Origin of the sequence: Yokenella regensburgei ATCC 49455 (assembly GCF_000735455.1) — a bacterium.
GTDB lineage: Bacteria > Pseudomonadota > Gammaproteobacteria > Enterobacterales > Enterobacteriaceae > Yokenella > Yokenella regensburgei.
On the sequence record NZ_JMPS01000014.1, the window covers coordinates 15,205 to 30,141 of the forward strand.

Consider the following 14,937-nt stretch of genomic DNA (forward strand, 5'->3'; position numbering starts at 1 on the left):
CTACTTTTCTTTTGCCTTCGCCAGCATCGCCCGAATGTTGGCAACGTTCGCCTGGCCTTTATGCATCCGCTCTTCTGCGCTAATCACCTTGCGTTCCTGTTCCCACTGCACGTCGTCCTGTGGGAGTTCAAGCAGAAAACGGCTCGGCTCGGGACGAACTAGTTCACCGTACTGACGGCGCTCTTTACATAGCGTGAAAATCAGCTCTTTCTGTGCCCGGGTGATCCCCACATAGGCCAGCCGCCGTTCTTCATCGACGTTATCCTCATCGATGCTGCTCTGATGCGGTAACAGCCCTTCTTCCATGCCGACCAGGAACACATACGGGAACTCAAGCCCTTTAGAAGCATGCAGGGTCATCAGCTGAACCTGGTCCATGTCCTCTTCGCTTTCACCGCGCTCCATCATGTCGCGCAGGGTGAAACGCGTGACGACCTGGGTCAACGTCATCGGCTCTTCCAGCTCCGAACCTTCCAGCATTTCGGTCATCCAGCTGAACAGCTGGTTGACGTTTTTCATCCGCATTTCCGCGGCTTTCGGGCTTGGTGAGGTTTCGAACAGCCAGGATTCGTAATCAATACCGTGGATAAGGTCGCGCACCGCCGCGATAGGCTCACGCTCAGACAAACGTTGCACTTCCCCAAGCCAGTGGGTAAAGCGGGTGAGCGACTCGTAGCCGCGCCCGGGAAGTAGATGGCTGAGGCCCATGTCAAAACTCGCGGTAAACATGCTCTTACTACGGGTCATCGCCCACTCACCGAGCTTTTGCAGCGTTGCCGGGCCAATCTCGCGCTTCGGCGTATTCACAATGCGCAGAAAAGCACTGTCATCATCCGGGTTGGTCAGCACTCGCAGATAGGCCAGCAGATCTTTGATTTCCGGGCGCGAGAAGAACGAGGTGCCGCCGGAAATTTTGTACGGAATACGGTTCTGCATCAGCATTTTTTCAAACACCCGGGCCTGATGGTTCCCGCGATACAGAATGGCGTAATCCTTGTACTGGGTTTTGTTCACGAAGTGATGGGCGATAAGCTCACCCGTCACCCGCTCTGCTTCGTGCTCTTCGTGATTTGCGCTCAGGACTTTCAGCTCCGGGCCGTAGCCTAATTCTGAAAACAGGCGTTTTTCGAACACGTGCGGATTATTGGCAATCAGGATGTTCGCTGCCTTCAGGATCCGTCCAGAAGAGCGATAATTCTGCTCAAGCTTGATCACCTGTAATGCCGGGAAATCCTGACTCAGCAGCACCAGGTTTTGCGGCCTCGCGCCGCGCCAGGAGTAGATTGACTGATCGTCATCCCCCACCACGGTAAAGCGTGCCCGATTCCCTACCAGCAGCTTCACCAGCTCATACTGGCTGGTGTTGGTGTCCTGGTATTCATCCACCAGCAGATAACGAATTTTATTCTGCCAACGTTCGCGCACTTCTTCATTGCGCTGCAGCAGAAGCGTTGGCAACAGGATCAGATCGTCGAAATCGAGAACGTTGCAGGCCTTCATGTGCGCATCGTACAGGCTGTAGCAGTGCGCAAAAATACGGTCGCGTTCTCCTTTTGCCTGTGCCGCCGCCTGGATTGGCGTCATCAGATCGTTTTTCCAGTTGGAGATCGTCGAGATCAGCTGTTGCAGCAATACTTTGTCGTCTTCGAGAAGCCCTTCAGTCAGCTCTTTCAGGAGCGCAACCTGATCGGTATCGTCAAACAAGGAGAAGTTCGACTTCATCCCGAGCGCGGCATATTCGCGCTTAATGATGTCCAGCCCCAGGGTGTGGAAGGTGGAAATCATCAACCCGCGCGCCTCTTTGCGTCCCAACGTTTGCGCCACACGCTCTTTCATTTCACGCGCGGCTTTGTTGGTAAACGTCACGGCGGCGATGTGCTTAGCCTGATAGCCACAAACGCGGATCAGATGGGCGATTTTGTTGGTGATCACGCGGGTTTTACCGGATCCGGCACCCGCCAGCACCAGACAAGGTCCAGTGACGAATTCGACGGCTTGCTGTTGTCCGGGATTTAAACGCATAGAGTCACTCAATGAAATTTGGCAGGAAGAAAAAAGTGCGTGGTAGTATAGCGAGCGTTATCTACCCCACTCAAGGCACGATCATGGCAAAAACAGCGGCAGCACTGCATATTCTTGTTAAAGAAGAAAAATTGGCTCTGGATCTTCTGGAGCAGATCAAAAACGGCGGCGACTTCGAGAAGCTGGCGAAAAAGCACTCTATCTGCCCGTCAGGTAAAAAAGGCGGTCACCTGGGTGAATTCCGTCAGGGTCAGATGGTTCCGGCATTCGATAAAGTGGTGTTCTCCTGCCCGGTGCTGGAGCCAACCGGCCCGCTGCATACCCAGTTCGGTTACCACATTATCAAAGTGCTGTACCGTAACTAATAAAAAGCCCGGTGGCGCTAACGCTTACCGGGCCTACGATGTTGCACTTTTGTAGGTCGGGTAAGGCGTAGCCGCCACCCGACAATATGTTTAACCTGCTACAGCAATGCGTTTCATGTCTGTCATATAACCACGCAGTTTCTGGCCAACTTTCTCGATAGCATGGCCGCGAATCGCGTCATTCACGTCGCGCAGCTGAGCGTTGTCTACCGCGCCTTCGGCAATCGCTTTACCCAGGTCACCCGGCTGCAGCTCGCTCATAAAGCCTTTCAGCAGCGGTACGCAGGCGTAAGAGAACAGGTAGTTACCGTACTCGGCGGTATCAGAAATCACCACGTTCATTTCATACAGACGCTTACGAGCGATAGTGTTCGCAATCAGCGGCAGCTCGTGCAGTGACTCGTAATAAGCAGATTCTTCGATAATGCCGGCATCAACCATGGTTTCGAACGCCAGCTCAACGCCCGCCTTCACCATCGCAATCATCAGAACGCCTTTATCGAAGTACTCCTGCTCACCGATTTTACCTTCATACTGCGCGGCGGTTTCGAACGCGGTTTTGCCGGTCTCTTCGCGCCAGGTCAGCAGTTTCTTATCGTCGTTGGCCCAGTCAGCCATCATGCCGGAGGAGAATTCACCGGAGATAATGTCGTCCATATGTTTCTGGAACAACGGTGCCATTTTCTCTTTCAGCTGTTCAGACAGCGCGTAAGCACGCAGTTTCGCCGGGTTGGACAGACGGTCCATCATCAGGGTGATACCACCCTGCTTCAGCGCCTCAGTGATGGTTTCCCAGCCGAACTGAATCAGCTTCTCAGCGTAAGCCGGATCGGTACCTTCAGCCACCAGCTTGTCGAAGCACAGCAGTGAACCCGCCTGCAGCATACCGCAGAGGATGGTTTGTTCACCCATCAGATCAGATTTCACTTCTGCCACGAAGGAGGACTCCAGCACACCTGCACGGTGACCACCGGTCGCCGCAGCCCAGGCTTTGGCAATCGCCATCCCTTCGCCTTTCGGATCGTTTTCCGGGTGAACGGCGATGAGCGTCGGCACACCAAAACCACGCTTGTACTCTTCGCGTACTTCAGTACCCGGGCACTTCGGCGCCACCATCACCACGGTGATGTCTTTACGGATCTGCTCACCCACTTCCACGATGTTGAAACCGTGAGAGTAACCCAGCGCCGCGCCATCTTTCATCAGCGGCTGAACGGAGCGCACAACGTCGGAGTGCTGCTTGTCCGGAGTCAGGTTAACCACCAGATCAGCCTGCGGGATCAGCTCTTCGTAGGTACCTACTTTGAAGCCGTTTTCGGTGGCTTTACGCCATGAAGCACGCTTTTCAGCAATCGCTTCTTTACGCAGGGCATAAGCAATATCCAGACCGGAATCACGCATGTTCAGGCCCTGGTTCAGGCCCTGAGCGCCACAGCCGACGATGACCACTTTTTTACCCTGAAGGTAGCTCGCGCCATCGGCAAATTCGTCGCGTGCCATGAAGCGGCATTTACCCAGCTGTGCCAGCTGCTGGCGCAGATTCAGTGTATTAAAGTAGTTGGCCATGGTGATACCTCGTGATGTTGTGTTGTCGTGCTTATTGTTCGGTTCGCTTTTGCGATATTGAACTTACTATATGACAGGAAATTTATTGCGGAAATTGATATATTCACAACGTCACATTGCAATTTCTGCAATGTAAAACCGTGGAGCGTTGCCCGTGGATTTACGCGATCTGAAAACCTTCCTGCATCTGGCGGAAAGCCGCCATTTTGGCCGCAGCGCACGGGCGATGCACGTTAGCCCCTCCACGCTTTCCCGGCAAATTCAACGCCTGGAAGAGGATCTCGGTCAGCCGCTGTTTGTGCGCGATAACCGCACCGTTACCCTGACGGAAGCGGGCGAAGAGCTGCGCACCTTTGCCCAGCAGACGCTACTGCAGTATCAGCAGCTGCGCCATACCATCGATCAGCAGGGGCCGACGCTCTCTGGTGAACTCCATATTTTTTGCTCGGTAACCGCGGCTTACAGCCACCTGCCGCCAATCCTCGACCGGTTTCGTGCTGAGCATCCCTCCGTTGAAATTAAGCTGACCACCGGCGACGCCGCCGATGCGATGGAAAAAGTCGTAACCGGCGAAGCAGATCTTGCGATTGCCGGGAAGCCAGAAACCCTGCCCGGCGCCGTGGCGTTCTCGATGCTGGAAAACCTGGCGGTGGTACTGATTGCCCCAGCGTTACCCTGCCCGGTGCGCAATCAGGTCACCCAGGAGAACCCTGACTGGTCAACCGTACCGTTCATCATGGCCGATCAAGGACCGGTGCGCCGCCGCATTGAGCTGTGGTTCCGGCGGCAGAAAATCAGCAACCCGTCTATCTACGCCACCGTTGGCGGTCACGAGGCGATGGTGTCGATGGTAGCGCTGGGCTGTGGCGTAGCGCTGCTGCCGGAAGTGGTACTGGAAAACAGCCCTGAACCGGTGCGCAACCGCGTGATGATCCTTGAGCGTAGTGATGAAAAAACGCCGTTTGAGCTTGGCGTCTGCGCACAAAAAAAGCGGCTGCATGAGCCGCTTATTGATGCGTTCTGGAAACTATTACCCGCCCATTAACCCGCAAGGAAGAAGCGGAACGCCGGGTTATTGGTCTCGTCATGACACTCGTAACCCAGTTCGTTGAGCCGGGTTTCGAAGTCAGGCTCATGCTCACTCAGCTCGAACGCCGCCAGCACGCGGCCGTAGTCGGTGCCATGGCTGCGGTAGTGAAACAACGAAATATTCCAGTGGGTGCCTAGCGTATACAAAAACTTCAGCAACGCACCCGGTGACTCCGGAAACTCAAAGCTGTAGAGCCGCTCCTGCAGCGGTTTCGACGGACGCCCACCCACCATGTAGCGCACGTGCAGTTTCGCCATCTCATCGTCAGAGAGGTCAACCACCCTGTAACCACCGTTGTGCAGGTGCTGGAGGATCTCTTTGCGCTCCTCAATGCCACGGTTCACACGAACACCAACGAAGATGCAGGCGTTTTTTGCATCGGCGAAGCGGTAGTTAAACTCGGTGACCGCACGTCCGCCCAGCAGCTGGCAAAACTTAAGGAAGCTGCCCTTCTCTTCCGGAATAGTCACCGCCAGCAGCGCTTCACGTTGCTCGCCAAGCTCACAGCGTTCGGAGACATAACGCAAACCATGGAAGTTGACGTTCGCCCCGGAGAGCACGTGCGCCAGGCGTTCACCGCGAATGTTGTGCTGCGCGATGTATTTTTTCATCCCTGCCAGCGCCAGGGCGCCAGAAGGCTCTGCCACTGCGCGGACATCTTCAAACAAGTCTTTCATCGCCGCGCAGATAGCATCGCTGTCGACGGTGATGATGTCGTCGAGGTACTCCTGGCACAGGCGGAAGGTCTCATCGCCAATGCGTTTCACCGCCACACCTTCAGCAAACAGCCCCACTCGCGGCAGATCGACCGGATGGCCGGCTTCCAGCGCCGCCTTCAGGCATGCCGAATCCTCTGCCTCGACGGCGATCACTTTGATCTGTGGCATCAGTTGCTTGATCAGTACCGCAACACCGGCTGCCAGCCCGCCGCCGCCGACCGGCACAAACACGCGATCCAGATGCGCGTCCTGCTGGATAAGCTCCAGCGCCAGCGTTCCCTGGCCCGAAATCACCATGGGGTGATCGAACGGTGGCACCCAGGTAAAACCCTGCTGCTGCGCAAGCTCAATCGCTTTAGCCTTGGCTTCATCAAAATTCGCGCCGTGGAGCAGCACTTCGCCGCCAAAACCACGTACCGCGTCGACTTTGATATCCGCCGTCGCCACCGGCATCACAATCAGCGCTTTCACGCCCAATCGTGCCGAAGAAAAGGCCACGCCCTGGGCATGGTTACCCGCCGAGGCGGTGATCACCCCACGCGCCTTCTGTTCTTCAGTCAGGCCAGCCATCATCGCGTAAGCACCGCGCAGCTTGAAGCTGTGCACCGGTTGACGGTCTTCGCGCTTCACCAGAATGACGTTTTCCAGCCGCGAAGAGAGTTTTTCCATCTTCTGTAGCGGTGTGACCTGTGCGGCTTCATAGACCGGTGCGCGCAGCACCGCCCTGAGATATTCCGCCCCCTCAGGGGCGGCAGATAGCGGTTGAGATTCGGCCATCATTAGCCTCCCAGTTTGGATTTATCGCGCACCGCCCCTTGATCCGCACTGGTGGCCAGACTGGCGTATGCCCGCAGGGCAAAAGAAACTTCACGCTGACGATCGCGCGGGGTCCAGGCTTTATCGCCACGGGCTTCCTGCGCTTCACGACGAGCCGCAATTTCCTGGTCACTCAACTTCAGCTGGATACCACGATTCGGAATATCGATTTCAATCAGGTCGCCATCTTCGATAATCGCGATATTACCGCCGCTTGCCGCTTCCGGTGAAACGTGGCCAATGGAAAGGCCTGAAGTACCACCAGAGAAGCGACCATCGGTGATAAGCGCACAGGCTTTACCGAGACCCATTGATTTCAGGAAGGTGGTCGGATAGAGCATCTCCTGCATTCCTGGTCCACCTTTCGGCCCTTCGTAGCGAATCACCACGACATCGCCTGCTACCACTTTGCCACCGAGAATCGCTTCAACGGCGTCGTCCTGGCTTTCGTACACTTTCGCCGGGCCGGTAAATTTCAAAATGCTGTCATCCACGCCTGCGGTCTTCACAATGCAACCTTTCTCAGCGAAGTTGCCGTAAAGCACCGCCAGGCCACCGTCTTTGCTGTAGGCATGTTCAAGAGAGCGAATACAGCCTTCGGCGCGATCGTCATCGAGGGTATCCCAACGGCAATCCTGGGAGAACGCCTGAGTGGTACGGATCCCGGCCGGGCCTGCGCGGAACATACTCTTCACCGCCGCGTCTTTGGTCAGCATAACGTCATACTGCTCAAGCGTTTGCGGCAGGGTCAGTCCAAGCACGCTCTTCACATTGCGGTTCAGCAGCCCGGCTCTGTCCAGCTCGCCGAGGATACCGATAACCCCACCCGCACGGTGCACATCCTCCATATGGTACTTCTGGGTGCTCGGTGCCACTTTGCACAGCTGCGGCACCTTGCGGGACAGCTTGTCGATATCGCTCATGGTGAAGTCGATTTCGGCTTCCTGTGCCGCCGCCAGCAGGTGCAGTACGGTGTTGGTGGAACCACCCATGGCGATATCCAGGGTCATCGCATTTTCAAAAGCGGCCTTGCTGGCCACATTGCGCGGCAGCGCGCTGGCGTCGTCCTGCTCGTAGTAGCGTTTGGTCAGCTCGACGATGCGTTTACCCGCGTTGAGGAACAGCTGTTTGCGGTCGGCGTGGGTTGCCAGCAGCGAACCATTGCCCGGCTGAGACAACCCCAGCGCTTCGGTCAGACAGTTCATTGAGTTGGCGGTAAACATCCCGGAACAGGAACCGCAGGTCGGGCACGCAGAGCGTTCCACCTGCTCGCTCTGCTCATCGGATACTTTCGGGTCTGCGCCCTGAATCATGGCATCGACCAGGTCGAGCTTGATGATTTTGTCGGACAGTTTGGTTTTACCGGCTTCCATTGGACCGCCGGAAACAAAAATCACCGGAATATTGAGGCGCAGCGATGCCATCAGCATCCCCGGGGTGATTTTGTCGCAGTTAGAGATACACACCATGGCATCAGCACAGTGGGCGTTCACCATGTACTCCACCGAGTCGGCAATAAGCTCGCGAGATGGCAGTGAATAAAGCATGCCCCCGTGTCCCATGGCGATGCCATCGTCCACGGCGATGGTGTTGAACTCTTTCGCCACGCCGCCAGCGGATTCAATCTGCTCAGCGACCAGTTTTCCGAGATCGCGCAGATGAACGTGCCCCGGTACAAACTGGGTGAAGGAGTTCACGACGGCAATAATCGGCTTGCCGAAATCGGCGTCGGTCATCCCGGTGGCGCGCCACAGCGCGCGGGCACCCGCCATGTTGCGGCCGTGGGTGGTAGTGGCGGAACGGTACTTAGGCATGCGTTATTTACTCCCGGTCTCTGTCTGTGAAACGGGACGGTGCGTGCCGTCCCGTTTTTTTAATTATTGATTTACTGAATCCAACCAGCCCCATTTGTCTTCGGTTTCACCGGTAAAGAGGCCAAAGAATGCTTTCTGAATACGTTTGGTGACCGGGCCACAACGGCCTTCGCCCACCTGAATGCCATCGACGCTGCGTACCGGCGTGATTTCCGCGGCTGTACCGGACATGAACACTTCGTCAGCCAGATACAAGGATTCACGGGACAGCACCTGCTCGCGTACTTCAATGCCCAGATCTTTAGCAAGCTTGATGATCGCATCACGGGTGATCCCCGGCAGCGCGGAAGAGGTGAACGGCGGAGTGAACAGAATGCCGTCTTTCACTTCAAACAGGTTTTCACCGGCACCTTCGGAGATATAGCCATTCACATCCAGCGCGATACCTTCCTGGTAGCCGTGACGACGGGCTTCGCTACCCACGAGCAGGGAAGAAAGGTAGTTACCACCGGCTTTCGCGGCGGTTGGGATGGTGTTCGGCGCCACGCGGTTCCAGGAGGAGACCATCGCATCAATGCCCTGATCCAGCGCTTCTGCGCCGAGATATGCACCCCACGGGAAGGCAGCGATGATCACGTCGGTGGTGTAACCGGCCGGCGGGTTAACGCCCATGCCAACATCGCCAACAAAGACCAGCGGACGGATATAGGCGCTGGTCAGATTGTTTTTGCGAATCACTTCGCGGCAGGCTTCCATCAGTTCATCAATGCTCTGAGACACCGGGAAACGATAAATTTTGGCTGAATCACGCAGACGTTGCATGTGTTCACGATGACGGAACACCACTGGCCCTTTGTGAGAATCGTAGCAACGGATACCTTCGAATACGGAAGTACCGTAGTGCAGCGCGTGGGACATCACGTGAACTTTCGCTTCACCCCATGGCACCATCTCACCATTGAACCAAATGTAATCAGCTTTTTTCGTCGTCATTTTTCTTCCTATTGCGCTCAGGCGCGGATTTGTTGTGATGATGTTGTTCGTTGCTGGATCTCGACACAGGCGACGTCGACCAGTTTGCTCAACTGACTAAACAGTAATTCGACTGGACGAGGGCTGGCAACGGTCAATTCAATATTTATGTTCTGCGCATCCGTTGCGGTCTCCATATTCATAGAGCAAATTTGAAAACCGCGATGACGCACCACGCGCAAAACGCGTTCTAAGGTTTCGGGGTTGAAGCGGGCCAGAACGGCGACCTGATGTTGCATCATGATAATTTCTCCAGCATTTGCGAGTTACTGGCACCAGGTGGTACCAACGGCCAGACATTCTCAAGTTCATCGATTGAGACATGAAGCAGGTAAGGCCCCTCGCTTGACAGCATGGTGTCGAGCGCCGCTTCAACCTGGTCTTTACGGGTGATGTGCTGTCCAGGGATGCCAAAGGCGCTGGCCAGCGTGAGGAAATCGGGGTTATCAGTCAGGGTGGTTTCGCTATAACGTTCCTGGAAGAACAGCTGCTGCCACTGGCGAACCATGCCTAAGCGCTGGTTATCGAGTAAGACGATTTTCAGCGGCAGCTGTTTGCGTTTTACGGTGCCGAGCTCCTGAACATTCATCATGAAGGAGCCGTCACCGGAGATACAGATAACCGTATCGTTCGGGCGTGCTACCTGGGCTCCCACCGCCGCTGGCAGGCCAAAGCCCATCGTACCCAACCCACTGGAAGTGATGAAATTTTCCGGACGGGTATAGGTCATGTGCTGTGCGGACCACATCTGATGCTGGCCTACGTCGGTCGTGACCACGCTATCGGCCGGTTTACGATCGGACAGTTGCTTCAGCAACAGCGGCGCGTAGATGGCCTCACCCGGATGATCGTAACGCCAGGCATGCTCGGTGCGCATGTCAGCCGTATGTTGACGCCAGGCGTCCAACGCTAATGGCTGCTGCAACGCTGGCAGCAGCGCATTCAGAGAGCCCTGCAGAGCAACATGAGCCTGACGCAGTTTGTTCATCTCTGCCGGATCGATATCCATATGGATAACCTTCGCATGAGGTGCAAAGGTGTTCAGTTTTCCGGTCACACGGTCGTCAAAACGGGCGCCAACGGCAATCAACAGATCGCATTCCTGCACCGCCAGGTTCGCGGCTTTAGTGCCGTGCATTCCCAGCATACCGAGGTAGTACGGGTAGTCAGCTTCCACCGCCCCCAACCCTTTCAGGGTACAAACGGCCGGGATCTGCGTGACGTTGATGAACTCACGCAGTGCCGGAACCGCCTGCGCCATACCAACACCACCGCCGACGTACAGCACCGGCTTCTGCGCCTGCGCCAGCATCTGGTTCGCCAGCGCAACGTCAGCTGCTGGAAACGCATCCGTCGCCGCGACGGTGGAAAAGTGAGGCTCCAGATTACCCACGGCAACCTGGATATCTTTCGGGATATCAACCAGTACCGGCCCCGGACGACCAGAGTTAGCCACCATGAATGCCTCGGCCATCACCTGCGGCAGTTCCTCCAGCGACTGAACCAGGAAACTGTGCTTAGTGCATGCCAACGATAAACCGAGTACATCGACTTCCTGGAAAGCATCGGTGCCGATAAACGGGGAAGCGACCTGGCCGGTGATAGCGACAACGGGAACGGAGTCGAGCAACGCATCGGCAAGGCCAGTTATAAGGTTTGTTGCCCCTGGGCCGGAAGTAGCAATACAAACGCCCGTTTTCCCGGTCGCACGGGCATAGCCGATGGCCGCCATAGCCGCGCCCTGCTCGTGCCGGCACAACAGGTGTTCCACGCCGCCGTCATACAGTGCATCGTAAACCGGCATAATTGCGCCACCCGGGTAGCCGAATACGGTATCAACCCCCTGTGCACGCAACGCATGTACCACCCACTGTGCCCCGTTCATAGTTAGTTCCCCGTCATAAATCTGGAGAAACAGAATTTTGTGCTAGTTGTCATAATCTGCTCCTCGCTTCAGTTTTTAGGCCATAAAAAAACCCCCGGACCTTTCGGTGCGGGGGTCTTAGTTCGTTAAGGCTTGATTTCTAAGCCTTTCCTCGTCCAAGTGCAGCCCCGCACGGTGGGATAATAATCACCACCACGCTAATCACGACCAGGCTAATCACTCGTAGAAGGGCTGTCATTTTCAGTTCTTTTTGCATCTTGTTCGAAGGAATACCTAAAGAGGTAACACAGGCAGCGCAGAGAACACAAGATTTTTTTATAACCCATTTTCTGAGCCAGCTAACAATTTCGAGTAAAACAGTTGTTTTATATAAGAAAAATTTGAGCTGAAAAAAATTCACTATTTTTCCCTCTGCGCCATCCCCCAAACAAAGGGAAAGCGCCTTTGCGAGGTCAATTCCAGAAATTTTATTGTGCTGTGAAATGCGGTAAAAATACGGGAATCTGCATCGTAATCACGACATTTTGTCGCGTTATGGAATTTCAATTAACGACATAATGACGCTATCAGGAGGCATTATGTCGCTATCAGTTGTCTACACTCGCGCCGCGCTGGGGATCACCGCGCCGCTCATTACCGTCGAGGTACATATCAGCAAAGGGCTACCCGGTTTGACCCTGGTTGGCCTGCCGGAAACAACGGTCAAGGAAGCCAGAGATCGCGTCCGTAGCGCAATCATCAACAGCGGTTATGAATTCCCGGCAAAGAAGATAACCATTAACCTGGCTCCCGCCGATCTCCCTAAAGAAGGAGGGAGATATGATTTACCTATCGCCATTGCGCTCCTGGTCGCTTCTGAGCAGCTTTCTGGGGCAAAGCTGAGTCAGTATGAGTTTGTGGGTGAACTGGCACTCACAGGCGCTTTACGCGGTATTCCTGGGACAATATCAGGCGCAATAGAGGCAACAAAAGCAGGACGTCGTATCGTGGTTGCAGAGGATAACGCTTCTGAAGTCGGGCTAATTGGTGGAGACCACTGCTATATCGCTCATCATTTGCAGGAAGTGTGCGTTTTTCTGGAAGGCAAACATACGCTAAGCGCGGCACCTCAGAATGATTCTTCAGCCTGTACCGCCCCTGTGAACGATTTGACCGATGTTATCGGGCAGCAGCAGGGGAAGCGTGCGCTGGAGATAACCGCGGCCGGTGGACACAATTTACTGCTCATTGGTCCCCCTGGTACGGGGAAAACCATGCTCGCCAGCAGGTTGCCCGGCTTACTTGCCCCGCTCAGTAACGAAGAAGCGCTGGAGAACGCGGCTATCTCAAGCCTGGTGCAGTCAGCGGATATGAAAACCCAATGGCGGGTACGTCCTTTTCGTTCACCCCATCACAGCGCCTCGCTGACGGCGATGGTCGGCGGCGGATCGATACCGGGTCCTGGCGAGATCTCGCTGGCACATAACGGTATTTTATTTCTCGATGAGCTCCCGGAATTCGAACGGCGTGTTCTTGATGCCCTGCGTGAACCGATAGAGTCTGGGCAAATTCATTTGTCGCGAACCAGAGCAAAGGTCACCTACCCTGCGCGCTTCCAGCTTATTGCTGCCATGAATCCCAGTCCCACCGGTCACTATCAGGGCAAGCACAACCGCTGTACGCCGGAACAGACGCTACGCTATCTGGGGCGGCTTTCCGGACCTTTTCTCGACCGCTTCGATCTCTCGCTTGAGATCCCGCTGCCGCCGCCAGGACTGCTTAGCCAGCCCCAAAGAGCCGGGGAGACGACCGCCATGGTGCGCGAACGAGTATTGCAAGCACAAGCAAAGCAGTATTCACGGCAAAAGAAACTCAATGCTCATCTGGAAGGGAGTGAAATACGGGAACACTGCGAACTGGAAAATGCGGATGCCTTATGGCTTGAGCAGACGTTAACGCAACTGGGGTTGTCTATTCGTGCATGGCAGCGCCTGTTGAAAGTATCCCGCACGATAGCTGACCTTGCTGCCTGCAGCGATATTACCCGCTCTCACCTGCAGGAGGCGCTCAGCTACCGGGGTATCGATCGGGTATTGATTCACCTGCAGAAATTACTGGCATAAAAAAAGGGGCCGGAGCCCCTTTCTATTTTAGTCATCGCTTTCAGTATAGTCTTCCGCGCCTTCCATCTGCGGCTTACCGCCAGACAGAGTATGGAAACGCTTCGGGCGCTTGATACGCGCCATATACTTAAACCATACGCGTTCGGTTTCGGTTGAGGGCTCACGCTCCCCGTGACACACTGCAACAAACTGTTTTTCGTCTTCGGTTACAGGTTCGCGCTTACCCAGCTCCAGTTCGTTTAAGGCATAACCAAAACGCTCAAGCAGTTGTGCCTCTTTGATGGTGAAATCACCATGACGAGAGAAACCACGCGGATAATTTTTATTGTCGAAAAAACGATTCGTTGTCGTAAAGCTTTCCGCCATCCTACACGCTCCTAAGTCTTTGTCCGAGCTATTTATGGCGCGGAGTATTAGTTACGCTTGACAGAGTGTAAAACAAAACATTTAAATCATAACGACAAATAATTTTGTGGAGAAGGTCGTGGATACGGAATTGCTTAAAACTTTCCTGGAAGTCAGCAGAACTCGTCACTTCGGGCGTGCCGCAGAAGCGCTCTATCTGACTCAGTCGGCGGTCAGCTTTCGTATTCGCCAGTTAGAGAATCAGCTTGGGGTGAATCTGTTCACCAGACACCGGAATAACATCCGTCTGACACCGGCTGGCGAGAAACTTCTGCCTTATGCAGAAACCCTGATGAATACCTGGCAAGCCGCGCGTAAGGAGGTAGCGCACACCTCCCGACACAATGAGTTTTCAATTGGTGCCAGCGCTTCGCTGTGGGAATGTATGTTAAACGGCTGGCTCAGCAGACTTTATCAGGTGCAGACTAATCTGCAGTTTGAGGCACGTATTGCACAACGCCAGTCACTGGTAAAGCAGCTGCATGAACGCCAGTTAGATCTGCTCATTACCACTGAAGCCCCAAAAATGGACGAGTTCAGCAGTCAGTTGTTGGGGCATTTTACCCTTGCGCTCTATTCAGCAGAACCGGCCCGGACGAAAGCCGATCTCAACTATCTGCGTCTCGAGTGGGGGCCAGATTTCCAACAGCATGAAGTAGGGTTGATTGCCAGCGACGACGTGCCGTCTTTAACCACCAGTTCTGCCGAACTGGCTCGTCAGCAGCTTGGGCCATTAAACGGTTGCACCTGGTTACCTATGGTCTGGGCCAAAGATAAAGGTGGTCTGCATGCGGTGACCGACAGCATTACACTTTCCCGTCCGCTTTATGCAATTTGGCTGCAAAATAGCGACAAACAGACCCAGATCCGCGACATTCTGAAAACCAGCGTATTGAGTTAAACCGTGTGGGGCAAGGATGCCCTGCATGAGGAAAAACGGTGAGATGGGTAAATGACAGACAAAAAAAAAATCCTTTGCCGAAGCAAAGGATTATTTTCTGGCAGGGGCGGAGAGACTCGAACTCCCAACACCCGGTTTTGGAGACCGGTGCTCTACCAATTGAACTACGCCCCTAAATCTTGCTTACCACTAAGCCTGCTATGTAGCAGGCTTAGTGATG

Annotated in this window: 14 protein-coding genes and 1 tRNA gene; 4 read left to right on the plus strand and 11 right to left on the minus strand. The window is 54.8% G+C overall.

Translation table 11 applies throughout. The annotated features are described in order from the left end of the window. Nucleotides 1–2,022: a DNA helicase Rep gene (rep, locus tag GYRE_RS03485; protein ID WP_038253016.1), complete on the minus strand. Its 2,022-nt coding sequence runs from the start codon at nucleotides 2,020–2,022 to the stop codon at nucleotides 1–3. Nucleotides 2,023–2,105: 83 nt separating this feature from the next. Between rep and ppiC the strand changes: the two genes are divergently transcribed. After that, complete coding sequence (gene ppiC, locus GYRE_RS03490; RefSeq protein WP_001140255.1) at nucleotides 2,106–2,387, plus strand: peptidylprolyl isomerase PpiC; 282 nt, start codon at nucleotides 2,106–2,108, stop codon at nucleotides 2,385–2,387. Between the two features lie 90 nt (nucleotides 2,388–2,477). Here ppiC and ilvC read toward each other — a convergent pair whose 3' ends face one another. Then, nucleotides 2,478–3,953 (minus strand): ketol-acid reductoisomerase, encoded by a 1,476-nt coding sequence (ilvC, locus tag GYRE_RS03495; RefSeq protein ID WP_006816635.1) that lies wholly within the window; start codon nucleotides 3,951–3,953, stop codon nucleotides 2,478–2,480. Nucleotides 3,954–4,107: 154 nt separating this feature from the next. Here ilvC and ilvY point away from each other — a divergent pair, with 154 nt between their 5' ends. Further along, nucleotides 4,108–4,998, plus strand: coding sequence for an HTH-type transcriptional activator IlvY (ilvY, locus tag GYRE_RS03500; RefSeq protein WP_038253020.1), 891 nt, complete (start codon nucleotides 4,108–4,110; stop codon nucleotides 4,996–4,998). Here the strand turns inward: ilvY and ilvA are convergent. From ilvA to ilvL, 7 genes are all read right to left on the minus strand, one after another. Further along, a complete protein-coding gene (gene ilvA / locus GYRE_RS03505; protein WP_112471531.1) occupies nucleotides 4,995–6,539 on the minus strand; it encodes a threonine ammonia-lyase, biosynthetic in 1,545 nt (514 codons plus the stop codon). The two genes, ilvY and ilvA, sit on opposite strands and share 4 nt — an antisense overlap. A gap of 2 nt (nucleotides 6,540–6,541) precedes the next feature. Beyond that, nucleotides 6,542–8,392: a dihydroxy-acid dehydratase gene (ilvD, locus tag GYRE_RS03510; RefSeq protein WP_038253026.1), complete on the minus strand. Its 1,851-nt coding sequence runs from the start codon at nucleotides 8,390–8,392 to the stop codon at nucleotides 6,542–6,544. A 63-nt stretch (nucleotides 8,393–8,455) separates the two neighbouring features. Next, complete coding sequence (locus tag GYRE_RS24385; protein ID WP_038253027.1) at nucleotides 8,456–9,385, minus strand: branched-chain amino acid transaminase; 930 nt, start codon at nucleotides 9,383–9,385, stop codon at nucleotides 8,456–8,458. Nucleotides 9,386–9,402: 17 nt separating this feature from the next. Next, on the minus strand, nucleotides 9,403–9,666 hold the full coding sequence (gene ilvM / locus GYRE_RS03520; RefSeq protein ID WP_006816641.1) for an acetolactate synthase 2 small subunit: 264 nt from the start codon (nucleotides 9,664–9,666) through the stop codon (nucleotides 9,403–9,405). After that, a complete protein-coding gene (gene ilvG / locus GYRE_RS03525; protein ID WP_006816642.1) occupies nucleotides 9,663–11,309 on the minus strand; it encodes an acetolactate synthase 2 catalytic subunit in 1,647 nt (548 codons plus the stop codon). The genes ilvM and ilvG overlap by 4 nt, the downstream gene beginning before the upstream one ends. A 2-nt stretch (nucleotides 11,310–11,311) precedes the next feature. Then, nucleotides 11,312–11,362 (minus strand): peptide IlvX, encoded by a 51-nt coding sequence (ilvX, locus tag GYRE_RS24790; protein ID WP_166792073.1) that lies wholly within the window; start codon nucleotides 11,360–11,362, stop codon nucleotides 11,312–11,314. An 86-nt stretch (nucleotides 11,363–11,448) separates the two neighbouring features. Beyond that, the gene (gene ilvL / locus GYRE_RS23425) at nucleotides 11,449–11,547 is read right to left on the minus strand and encodes an ilv operon leader peptide (RefSeq protein WP_001311244.1); all 99 of its coding nucleotides are present in this window, start codon (nucleotides 11,545–11,547) and stop codon (nucleotides 11,449–11,451) included. A 340-nt stretch (nucleotides 11,548–11,887) separates the two neighbouring features. Here ilvL and GYRE_RS03530 point away from each other — a divergent pair, with 340 nt between their 5' ends. Further along, complete coding sequence (locus GYRE_RS03530; RefSeq protein WP_038253029.1) at nucleotides 11,888–13,411, plus strand: YifB family Mg chelatase-like AAA ATPase; 1,524 nt, start codon at nucleotides 11,888–11,890, stop codon at nucleotides 13,409–13,411. A 27-nt stretch (nucleotides 13,412–13,438) separates the two neighbouring features. On the opposite strand, the gene GYRE_RS03535 is transcribed toward GYRE_RS03530, so the two are convergent. Beyond that, nucleotides 13,439–13,777 carry a MaoP family protein gene (locus GYRE_RS03535; RefSeq protein ID WP_006816646.1) on the minus strand — a complete coding sequence of 113 codons (339 nt, stop codon included), beginning with the start codon at nucleotides 13,775–13,777 and terminating at the stop codon, nucleotides 13,439–13,441. A 106-nt stretch (nucleotides 13,778–13,883) separates the two neighbouring features. Here GYRE_RS03535 and hdfR point away from each other — a divergent pair, with 106 nt between their 5' ends. Then, on the plus strand, nucleotides 13,884–14,717 hold the full coding sequence (gene hdfR, locus GYRE_RS03540) for an HTH-type transcriptional regulator HdfR (RefSeq protein ID WP_006816647.1): 834 nt from the start codon (nucleotides 13,884–13,886) through the stop codon (nucleotides 14,715–14,717). A 98-nt stretch (nucleotides 14,718–14,815) separates the two neighbouring features. On the opposite strand, the gene GYRE_RS03545 is transcribed toward hdfR, so the two are convergent. Next, nucleotides 14,816–14,891, minus strand: a tRNA-Trp gene (locus GYRE_RS03545). Nucleotides 14,892–14,937: the final 46 nt, after the last annotated feature.